Origin of the sequence: Peribacillus sp. NPDC058002, assembly GCF_042886655.1 — a bacterium.
Classification (GTDB): domain Bacteria; phylum Bacillota; class Bacilli; order Bacillales; family DSM-1321; genus Peribacillus; species Peribacillus aracenensis.
In genome coordinates this window covers 1-10218 of sequence record NZ_JBHVQU010000133.1, presented here as the reverse complement: position 1 = coordinate 10218, position 10218 = coordinate 1, and the positions used below count along the sequence as shown (strand labels likewise).

At 39.5% G+C, this 10218-nt stretch carries 11 protein-coding genes and 1 tRNA gene; 5 read left to right on the top strand and 7 right to left on the bottom strand.

Annotated elements, in window-relative coordinates:
• The first annotated feature begins 393 nt into the window (after positions 1-393).
• The gene (locus ACFVSH_RS18625) at positions 394-579 is read left to right on the top strand and encodes a hypothetical protein (RefSeq protein ID WP_192206835.1); all 186 of its coding nucleotides are present in this window, start codon (positions 394-396) and stop codon (positions 577-579) included.
• 32 nt (positions 580-611) lie between these two features.
• On the opposite strand, the gene ACFVSH_RS18620 is transcribed toward ACFVSH_RS18625, so the two are convergent.
• Positions 612-1511, bottom strand: a complete 900-nt coding sequence (locus tag ACFVSH_RS18620; RefSeq protein WP_387707257.1) for a DMT family transporter — start codon at positions 1509-1511, stop codon at positions 612-614.
• 149 nt (positions 1512-1660) lie between these two features.
• Between ACFVSH_RS18620 and ACFVSH_RS18615 the strand changes: the two genes are divergently transcribed.
• Both ACFVSH_RS18615 and ACFVSH_RS18610 read left to right on the top strand, forming a co-directional pair.
• Positions 1661-2371 (top strand): MgtC/SapB family protein, encoded by a 711-nt coding sequence (locus ACFVSH_RS18615; protein ID WP_387603756.1) that lies wholly within the window; start codon positions 1661-1663, stop codon positions 2369-2371.
• A gap of 213 nt (positions 2372-2584) precedes the next feature.
• Positions 2585-2657 (top strand) — tRNA-Ala (locus tag ACFVSH_RS18610).
• 763 nt (positions 2658-3420) lie between these two features.
• Here ACFVSH_RS18610 and ACFVSH_RS18605 read toward each other — a convergent pair.
• The 5 genes from ACFVSH_RS18605 to ACFVSH_RS18585 form a co-directional block, all read right to left on the bottom strand.
• Positions 3421-4398, bottom strand: coding sequence for a tRNA dihydrouridine synthase (locus ACFVSH_RS18605; protein ID WP_387707259.1), 978 nt, complete (start codon positions 4396-4398; stop codon positions 3421-3423).
• Between the two features lie 774 nt (positions 4399-5172).
• Positions 5173-5556, bottom strand: coding sequence for a hypothetical protein (locus ACFVSH_RS18600; protein ID WP_387707255.1), 384 nt, complete (start codon positions 5554-5556; stop codon positions 5173-5175).
• A gap of 37 nt (positions 5557-5593) precedes the next feature.
• Positions 5594-6805 carry an aminotransferase-like domain-containing protein gene (locus tag ACFVSH_RS18595; protein WP_387707253.1) on the bottom strand — a complete coding sequence of 404 codons (1212 nt, stop codon included), beginning with the start codon at positions 6803-6805 and terminating at the stop codon, positions 5594-5596.
• Positions 6806-7027: 222 nt separating this feature from the next.
• The gene (locus ACFVSH_RS18590) at positions 7028-7399 is read right to left on the bottom strand and encodes an MmcQ/YjbR family DNA-binding protein (protein ID WP_387707251.1); all 372 of its coding nucleotides are present in this window, start codon (positions 7397-7399) and stop codon (positions 7028-7030) included.
• A gap of 24 nt (positions 7400-7423) precedes the next feature.
• Entirely contained in the window at positions 7424-7819 is a 396-nt protein-coding gene (locus tag ACFVSH_RS18585; protein WP_387707249.1) for a VOC family protein, read from the bottom strand.
• 241 nt (positions 7820-8060) lie between these two features.
• Here ACFVSH_RS18585 and ACFVSH_RS18580 point away from each other — a divergent pair, with 241 nt between their 5' ends.
• On the top strand, positions 8061-8291 hold the full coding sequence (locus ACFVSH_RS18580) for a helix-turn-helix transcriptional regulator (RefSeq protein ID WP_387603767.1): 231 nt from the start codon (positions 8061-8063) through the stop codon (positions 8289-8291).
• A 500-nt stretch (positions 8292-8791) separates the two neighbouring features.
• Here ACFVSH_RS18580 and ACFVSH_RS18575 read toward each other — a convergent pair whose 3' ends face one another.
• On the bottom strand, positions 8792-8959 hold the full coding sequence (locus tag ACFVSH_RS18575; RefSeq protein ID WP_387603770.1) for a hypothetical protein: 168 nt from the start codon (positions 8957-8959) through the stop codon (positions 8792-8794).
• A gap of 402 nt (positions 8960-9361) precedes the next feature.
• Here ACFVSH_RS18575 and ACFVSH_RS18570 point away from each other — a divergent pair.
• The coding region (locus ACFVSH_RS18570; protein ID WP_387707248.1) for a proline dehydrogenase family protein at positions 9362-10218 on the top strand (857 nt) is incomplete at its 3' end.

Sequence of the window (10218 nt, the reverse complement as noted above, 5' to 3'; positions counted from 1 at the left end):
CACTTAAAATTTAACGTTGGCGCTTTGTTTTGTTCAGTTTTCAAAGAGCAATTTTTGTTGTCGTTTCTCTCAGAAGCGACCTCTATAATGTAACACATTCTGTCACGTTTCGTCAACAACTTTTTTAAAAATGTTTTTCCAACTTGTTAGTTGTTTAAGTTGTTGTCTTAGCGACAAGAAATAATATACCATGTACTAAAAGTGTTTGCAATACGTTTTATAAAACTTTTTCAAAAAAAACATTTTCACCTGTTCCCTTCTATATATTCTTTACATCATCATCACACCCACCCTGTTTCCGGACCAAGCTCATGTATTATGAATAAACGAAGCATATTTCAATAGAAACACAAATAGACATATATAGATATCTTTTTTCCATGAGGTGAAGCAATGAATCTCTCATTAATCGGATTACTCATTTCTTACTGTATGGCCCTTTATTTATTCAGTACCGCTTTTTATGAAGCCATCAAGTTCAGCAGGGAAAAAGGCAAAGTGAATGGTACGACGTTTTTATTCAGCTTTACTTTTGGATTGATTTTCACACGGATCACCTATTTGTTTCACCCCTATTAAATAAAAGCAGTAAGTCGGGAGACTTACTGCTTTTATACGGAAACTTGCGCCTCTTTATTTACCTTGCTTTTCTTTTCATCCTTTAAGAACATCATCAAACCACCCAATATGATGGTACCTCCAAGGACCTGCGTCCAGAGTATCGGTTCATCCAATATGAAATAAGCCAGAATTGTCGCTCCCACCGGTTCAAGTAAAATTCCCATTGAAAGCGTCGAAGTGCTTAACCACTTTAGTGACCAATTGAATAAAGAATGCCCTAATAGAGTCGGGAAAATCGCAAGCAGAACGAAATTGATCCAATCGGTAGCAGGATAAGGCGCCAATGCCTCTCCTTTGAAGATCACATAGAAAAACAATGCGACAGCGCTGATTGCATACACGACAAAAGTATATGTTATAGAAGAGATGCGTTTTCGAACATTTTGACCAAACAGTAAATAACCGGTTACCAGCGCACATGCGATAAGCGAAAGTATATCTCCCCAAAGCGCCATACCGCTGATTCTCAAATCACCCCAGCTAATGACAAGGCTGCCTGCTATCGCAATGACGCCGCTCAATATCGCCTTCATCGAAAACCTTTCTTTAAAAAACAGGTAGGCTCCGGCAAAAGCGAATAAAGGCTGGAGTGTGACAAGCACAGTTGAACTCGCGACAGATGTGTAATTAAGCGATTCAAACCATAATATAAAATGAAAAGCCAAAAACACGCCTGCCGCAATCGAATACAGCCAATCCATTTTTTTAATAAATTTAAGTTCATGACGGTATTTCACCAAGAAAACCGGCAACATTAGAAGCACAGTAAATAATAAACGGTAAAAGGCGATAACACCCGATGGAGCTGTCGCCAATTTAACAAGGATGGCCGAAAACGATACGGATGCCACACCGATCGCTAACGCTACATAAGGATTCAATTTTGGCATTTACTTAAATTCCTCCTTTCAACGGAATTACGTTTCATTGAACTCTATTCTACTATGTTAAAATTATTAGGGTAGTCTTTTTTAGAAAACGGGTATATGGCAACAGATGATCTTATTATTCGATAATAATTCGGAAGTGGTGAAACAAAATGGAATGGACATTCGACCCTCAATCGGAACTGCAAATCCTTATTAAATTGGGGATTTCAGCTCTCCTTGGACTAATTATCGGACTAGAGCGAGAAATGAAACGAAAACCCGTTGGATTAAAAACAAGCCTGGTCATTTCAATCGTCAGCTGTTTATTAACGATCGTTTCCATGGAATCCGCTTATAAGTTCCCGGGGAGCGACGACGTAAATATCACAATGGACCCCTTGCGTCTGGCGGCTCAGATCGTTTCCGGGGTCGGCTTTATCGGTGCAGGCGTCATTCTCCGGAGGGACAACAACAGCATATCCGGATTAACGACAGCCGCCATCATCTGGGGAGCGGCGGGAATCGGAATCGCCGTTGGAGCAGGATTCTTTGTCGAAGCAATAGCCGGCGTCATCCTATTGATCATTAGTGTCGAATTGGTGCCCGCAATCGTCACCTGGCTCGGACCGATGAAGTTACGGCAAAAAGAAATTCTTCTGCAGCTGGTCGTACAAAATAAAGATGACATTGCCATCGTACTGAAAAAAATCAAAGACGAAAAAATATTCATCAAAAACCTTAGAATCAAAGATGTGGCAAATGACAACCACCTTTTGACACTTAAAGTTTTGGTCGATCATAAAATCAGAACATCGGAAGTGTATTACACCGTCTCCAATCTTAAGGAGATTAAAAGGGTTGAGATCGAAAATACAGGATAAAGATAAAAGGGGTTCGGAATTAAATATTCCGAACCCCTTTTAATTTCCCTCAATATTAAGAGATCGAGCCTCAACGAGTCCGCTAAGTTTTAGACCATCCCCCCAATTGGGCATCCTCTTAAATTAATGGCTATTTATCATTTTTGCAAAAATCTCATATTTAATATTGACTTTTCACCAAAATCCGATAAAATAATTATTGTACCTCAATTCGGGGCATTAGCTCAGCTGGGAGAGCGCTACGCTGGCAGCGTAGAGGTCAGCGGTTCGATCCCGCTATGCTCCATATCCGAAAACCCTTGCGTAGCAAGGGTTTTTTTCTATTTATCTAATCCTTCCCTTTGATTACTGTGTCTCAATCGTTCTGAGATGACCTTCATATATCCCCTTGAACAACACGGATTTTAGGTACATCGACTAATTTAATCATTCATTTAAAGTTCTGCTCACATTGGCTGGATCATCAGGAGTTCCATGCTGAGCGCAAGCCACTAAATACGTGATCTTGATAAATATCCCCTAATCTAAGTTTCTCTTTTGAAACGGTTAATTCACCCTTTCAGCATCCTTCTCAGATAAATTAATGGTTCGTAAACCCGACTTGGTTTTAGCCCCATTTATTATTGTCCTTCCGTCGTGACTTAACGTTTGTCTAATAGTTATTCCCCCTTTCACTAAGTCAGCATCTTCCGCGTAGTCCGGGTATTTCACCTTGTCGCATCCCCGGAGTTCATGCCAGGAGAAAGATGATTATAATTGATTCCTTTTTTATTTGCTTTTGACAGTTTGATTTTCGCTGCTGAATTTTTAGAAACTAGTTCAAAATCGATCGCATGTTCAAGTGAATTTCTAACCACACGGGTTGACTATAATTGACAACGCATGGAGGGTTTGGTGGATTTCACAAAAAAATAAAGGAACCAGTATCATCTGATTCCTTTAGCAATATTTCATGTAAGAAGCCATTTGGGTGTGCTTTTTACATGTATTAACAAACATATAAAGTAACGTCCTACTTCGCTTTCACCTGAATGGGAACACTTCTACCGTTATCCCATTCCATCAAGATTCTTTGACTCAAAGTTATCAAGCAATGCACGCACTTCATCTGTTGACTCTGTGCTCATTAATTGATTTCTTAATTCACTTGCCCCTCGAAACCCGCGGACATATATCTTAAAAAAGCGATGAAGAGCCTTGAACGGACGTAGTCCTAATTTTGAATATTTATCATGGAGATCCAGATGCAGCCTTAATAGATCAAGCAACTCCTTACTACTATGATCTTTCGGCTGCTTTTCAAAGGCAAATGGATTATTGAAAATACCGCGCCCAATCATAACTCCATCAATGCCGTATTGATGAGCGAGCTTTAAGCCAGTTTGACGGTCAGGGATATCCCCATTGATCGTCAAGAGTGTATCTGGTGCCACCTTGTCACGAAGTTTCTTGATCTCCGGGATTAGTTCCCAATGAGCATCTACTTTGCTCATTTCCTTTCTTGTACGCAGATGAATGGATAGATTGACAATATCTTGTTTCAATATGTGTGTCAGCCAGTCGTGCCACTCGTCTACATCCGTGAAACCAAGCCTTGTCTTTACACTTACCGGCAATCCTCCTGCTTTTGCTGCTTGTATTAAATCTGCTGCAACTTCGGGACGACGGATAAGGCCGCTTCCCTTCCCATTCTGTGTCACATTAGGTACAGGACAGCCCATATTGATATCCACACCCCGATAACCTAGTTTCGCCATACCAATACTCATTTGCCGAAAGTGTTCAGGCTTATCCCCCCATATGTGGGCTACAATTGGTTGTTCATCCTCTGTAAAAGTCAAACGTCCACGTACACTTTGTTTCCCCTCTGGGTGACAATAACTCTCCGTGTTTGTAAACTCTGTAAAAAACACATCAGGTCTGGCTGCTTCACTCACTACATGGCGAAAAACAACATCCGTCACATCTTCCATTGGTGCCAGTATAAAAAAAGGCCGTGGTAAATCACGCCAAAAATTATCTATCATGTTCAAATCCAAATCCTCTCATTATGGGATACCGGGCCAACCCCTTATCCCAAAATTAAAAAGCAAAATGTCCCTGCTTCTTTTACACTTATACCATGCTTAATCACTTTTTATCAAACTGATCGGATATGTTTATTTCCCGGAATCGGGTTTTATTTTAACTTCACACTCTTTTTACAAAATATCTCCTACTGAAACCCAACCCATCAACCAGCATTCCACTGTTCAAGTTAAAATAAAGATTTGCCAAAATAACTAAAAATACAATCGGAAGAAAACTGGAATGACAAGGGTTTAACAGTAAAAAGACCCCGAAATCGCAAAAGTACTTTTCAACGAAATCAGGGTAGAACTGGCAAATGTTTATTTAAACTAGCAAGGGCATTTTTTAATTAGAATCTTCCATTCCAAATCCGTCACGACTTCAACATGCGTGGAGTATAATTGACAACACATGAGATGTTGGTGGGTTTTTTTTTGATGAGTTCTTTTAAAGCTTTATTATTACTTTCTTCCTGTTCACGAATTATTTTTGACTCTTGAATGATTAGTTAGTTGACCATTTTTTCAAAAATTTTAGAGTAAAGGGAAGTGGCGTTCAAATTTCGGAACCCCTTATTATATAGAATAAAGCAATCTATGATGGAATTTATTCCAAGATAGACTGCTTTATAAAAGTCATTTTATTGAATGATGGATTAACGCTCTATTCTTCTAAACTTGCTTTTATTCCTTTAATATTCATAACTTTATCAATTTCATTTTTATCTTCGGTCAGAATATAGCATTCCTGTTCATGGCTATTCGTTGCCAACCATTCTTTTCCGTTTTTGAAAAATGATAAATCCTCTGGTAATTGAGGATATACCCAGTCATATAAGGAGTTTGTCGCATCCAATATAATGGCTTTAGCAGAGGAATCTGTATGATAATAGTAAACAAACGCTTTTTCACCATCAGAAGAATATTACTGGCCCATTCGGATTCTTCTTTTACTTCTATAAGGGAACTGTCTAATTGTTTCAAAAAATCCTTAAACATATCTAAAGGACCCATGTCTTTTCTAATCACCAGATGAAATCTATCACATGTATCAAAAGCAAGATTGATTAAATCTGTATATACTTTCTTTTGAGGTTTTTTTGTAAGTCTAATCATTTTTTACGTCTCCTTATCATTGCAATGATTAACTAACTTACAACCCTTCAGGACAATCTATGAAAAAAGATGCGATAAGCTGTCCTAACCTTCGAATTCCCTCTATTATTTCTTCCTCATTGGCATAACTGAACGAGAGCCGGAGAAACTCGGTTCCATCGTTTTGATCCAAGAAAAAGTATTTCCCTGGAACATATGAAACACCCTCAGCCAGTGCCTGTGATAATAGATCCGACGTATCAACACCTGGAACTCTCATCCATACAAAGTAACCGCCATCTGGTACATACCAGGAAACGGATTCAGGAAGAAATTGTTTCATCGCACGGATTAACGCAGTACATTTAGAACGATACACATCTTTTAGAAGGTCGAGCCGTTTCTCAAAATCGGTATTTTCTAAGTATACAGCCATTGCACTTTGAGCAAATGGATGGTCCAAATCTTTTTTAAACCACTCTAAAGCCTTAATGAATTCACTTTCCCCTGTTATCCATCCAATCCGCATTCCTGGTGCAACAACCTTGGATAAAGACCCAACTTGGAGGACTCGCCCGCATTTATCCATAGATTTTATCGGCACCGGATTTTTATCAAAGGATAGTTCTCCGTATGCATCATCCTCTATAATGAGGAAATCAAACTCGATGGAGAGCTCCACTAAATGCTTCCGGCGCTCCATTGTCATAGTCGTCCCTGTAGGATTTTGAAAGGTTGGGATTGTATATAGAAAACGCGGGAGGGTTAGACCTGTACGTTTCCTTTCATCCAGCATTTCTTTTAATCGGTACGTTTGGAGTCCCTGTTCATCTATGGGTATACTAATAATCTGCTTCGTATAGTTTTGAAAAATCTCTAAAGCTTCCATATAAGTGGGAGACTCTACCGCTACGACCGCTTTATCATCAAGAAGGACGCGGGCAATAAGATCGATCCCCTGGCAAGCTCCTGATGTAATCAAAAGCTGATCTTCCAAAATGGAAATTCCACGCTCTCCCAATTTTTTTTGGATTTGATGCTTTAGTCTTGCAATTCTTGGACTTCCGATATAATGGAGCGGCAAATCCTGCTCCTCATCAAGAAGTCTGGCTACAGCTACCTTGAGCTCCTCAGCAGGAACGAGAGCAGGATCAGGATAGCCTGAACTCAAGCGAATGCAACCTTCTGGCAAATTTGGCATCCATGCACCGGGCGGATCATTCTTAAGTGCCGCTTTAATGTTCTCAGGAAAAAAAGATTCAACATTCACTTCAACCATACACCTTTCCGTCAATCAAACCTGATTGATTCTCGCAATTTTTGAAGATAGCTGCTTATTTCATGATACACACTGATAGTCATCAAGAGACAACAATGCCTCTTTATCTTTTGCAAATTCCGGAGTCTCTTTTACACAGAACTCTTTTGGCCGCTCCAATGGAATGATGAAAGAACCTAAAAAAATAAAGAAAGGCAGATCGTCCGCCCTTCTTCACTTTTTATGCAACTCATTCCATTTCTTAACCAAACGCTTCGGTGCCGCGCGTAAATAGGCTTCTTTAATTAGATAGGTCAATTCATCCCAGTCTTCCTTATCCGGATTTTGAATAGAAACCCAACCGTGATGTCCTATATATGGGGTTTTGAAAAAATTCTCGTTTTGCAGCAATAATTCTTGAGTTTCTCGATCTGACTTGAACGACAAGCGGAATCCTTTCTCGCTTTCACCTGAAATCACGAAGGATTTTCCATTGACTTTAAAAGTATTGTGGCCGAAGCCGTCAATATGTTCAACAGCTTCAGGCAGTGCAAGGCAGATATTGCGTAAAATTTCAAGCATGGCTGCCGTGTCTTGTGATTTCATGTTTTAATTCACCTATTATCCACTCTATTTTGCGTTTACATCAGGTTGATGAATTCCGAATATATTGCCTTCGGTATCCATATAGTAGCCTTGCCAAGCCATACCAGGCAGGGCATATTTGGGCATTGCGACGTTACCGCCATTCCCAATGATTTTAGCTTCCGTTAAATCGTAATCTTCCACGCCCATTGTACAAGCAAATCCATTTAATGCTTGGTTTGTTTCCGGCGGAGTACTTTGACGCTGCATCAAAGCACCATTGATCCCAAGTTCTTTCTCATCGCCAGTTACCGCTCCAAAGTAAGGCATGCCTGCATACTCACTCCAATCTTGAAATGACCATCCAAATACCTCTCCATAAAACTTCTTTGCCCGTTCCATGTCATTCACATGAATCTCGAAATGAACTAATCTTCCCATGATTCCCTCCTAAGTAACATATGAATTAACCATTCACTTACCTTATCCAGTCTGTTAGCTTACACATACTATTATAATTGAAATGGAAATAAATTCAAAGAACTTGGAGCTTCATCATACAATTTGTCAAAACTGGTTTGTTCCGACCAACCGTTTGCATGCCTAATTTTTGCGAAACTATGTGTATATTTTTGTGAAAGTTGGACTAGACTGCTAGTAAATGATTCTAGGAGGTTATCAAATGTTTAGATTCGGAAAGAGCAAGCTGCGGAGCAAGGTCGGTAAATTAATCGATAAGCACGGATATACACAAGAGGAGTTTGTCAGTGCGTCAGGAATCTCACGTAATACGATAAGCAGAGTTTGCAGCGATCCTAAGTATGTACCGTCAGCCGGGGTTTTAAAGAAAATCATGAAGGCGGTTCGGAGCATAGATGCTGGCGCAAAGGCAGATGACTACTTTGATTTGTAAACAAAAAGGGCCCTAGCGTAATGGCCGGGGCTAAATGCATTTGTTCAATCCTTGTTCATGCCCCATAAACCATACTTTCCTTTCGCTCGAATAAAGTCATCCAGCAGCCGCATGTCCTTAACTTCCCAAGCGAACCTTCCCACTTTGAAGTCCCTTCCAATATTGCCTGCGTTCCGTTATTTTCAATTACATACACCCATGATCATACAAGTTCGAAGGTTAGTCCTTTGAATATCCTTTCTTATCCAGCAACAACTGGATTGCCAGTGGGCCACGGTACGATAATTCGTTCTCCATGACCTTGTTTCGTATTTGACCTCCCCCAGAACAAAATGATTCGCCCAAGGCTGGGTTCTGAATCTAAAAAATAAACCCCCACTTCCATTAGGAGCGGGGGTTTTTCCGATGATATGTATATATCTTGCGGTTCTTTTGTCCCTTTTAGAAAAACCCTGCAGGGATTGTCTAAAAGGGACAAAAGGTTATATATTCCTATTAAGCTATTTTCGATTAACCATTTTCTTTATGAACTGAACCACAGGTGACACAATCGATTCATGTACATTCGTAAGGGCATAGCCGATCAGACCCATTATTACCAGGGCCAAGATTAATCCTATTATCAATCCTGATGTTTCTCTAAGTTCTTCAAGTACAGCATCCATCATTCCTTAACCTCCCCGGCTTGCCGATGCGACTTAATTATGGTTTTACATCTATTTTACTTTAGTCATTTATCGTTTTTTCTTGGACCTTGCCCATTCTGTTAAATAAGGTTCATTATAACGCATTGGATGATTATGGTCGAGATGCCACTTTTTTAAACGTTTTTATTGATGTCATTCACATCATTGCTTACTAATAAAGGCTCTACCTCTAGCGTTTCTCTTTAAGTTTAAATATAAACCCTCGTTTCATCCGAACATACAAGAAACAATGTAAACCTTTTCATTTGTCCAAAACCGACAAACAAATGACAGAATTATTGTTTTTTTAGAACATTGAGAATATTGTCGAAAAACCGTAAGCTTAATTTATTGAAATACATCTTCTTAGGGGGTGCGCTTTATATGGAAGCCATTACAAGGGACTTTTTCTTGTTTTTATCTAAAAATAATCTGCTTAATAATATTGCTAAAAAAAGCGGAGGAAATTTCGCTGCTGGAAAGATCATTGGGGGAACTGATTTCCAAAGTTCCATTAAATTCATTAAACAACTTAACAATAGCGGCTTGTCTGTTACAGTAGACCACCTTGGGGAATTCGTTGATTCTAAGGAAGTGACTCAAGAACGGACGGCGGAATGCATCGAAACCATCGAAATGATCAGCAGGGAAAAACTTGATTCACAGGTTTCTCTGAAGATGACTTCTTTGGGACTTGATATCGATCATAAACTCGTGATCGAGAATATGACGAAAATTCTTGATACAGCCGAAAAACATAAAGTCATGGTCACGATCGATATGGAAGATGAAGTTCGCTGTCAGGCAACTATCGATATCTTTAGACAGTTCAAAGAAAAATACAGCTGCATAAGTACTGTTCTACAAGCATATTTATTCCGCACAGAGAAAGATTTGGAGGACCTTGGCCAATATAAGCCATTCCTGCGTCTCGTAAAGGGTGCCTACAAGGAATCTGCCGAGGTAGCTTTTCCCGAAAAGAATGATGTAGACGAAAACTATAAAAAGTTGATTAAGCAAAGTCTTCTTAACGGAAATTATACGGCCATTGCCTCACATGATGACAAAATCATCGAATATACAAAAGAGCTGGCTAAGAAGTTCGACATCCCGAATACACAATTCGAATTTCAAATGCTTTATGGCATGAGAAATAAAACTCAATACGAATTGGTCAAGCAAGGTTACAAAATGCGCGTCTATGTACCATATGGTCTGGATTGTTATGGATACTTCATGAG